1 protein-coding gene is annotated in these 248 nt (G+C 40.7%); it reads left to right on the top strand.

All coding sequences use genetic code 11. The features are described 5' to 3' along the window. Window positions 1-134 precede the first annotated feature (134 nt). Window positions 135-248 (top strand): Mu transposase domain-containing protein (locus Afil_RS11605; protein WP_439647332.1); only part of this gene is annotated, 114 nt, incomplete at its 3' end.

Below are 248 nucleotides of genomic sequence, written 5' to 3'. Positions count from 1 at the left end.
AGAATGTGGCTCAAGGATCGTCTGGATGAACTGAATAAAGATACGAAGCGGAAAGAAGAACAGCCGTTTCTGAAGCCGCTCCTTCCTGACTATGAAGCGGCTCAGATCGCTGAGCGGATAGTAAATACTCTTTAATCAGCGTTGACAATAATCAGTATTCCGTTCCCGATAATCTGATTGGTAAAAAAGTAAGAGTTAAAACCTACACAGAAACAATCAAAGTTTATTACGAACATGAACAGGTAGCT

Source organism: Allobaculum fili (assembly GCF_020969955.1).
GTDB lineage: Bacteria > Bacillota_I > Bacilli_A > Erysipelotrichales > Erysipelotrichaceae > Allobaculum > Allobaculum fili.
This window is presented reverse-complemented; position numbering and strand designations above follow the sequence as displayed.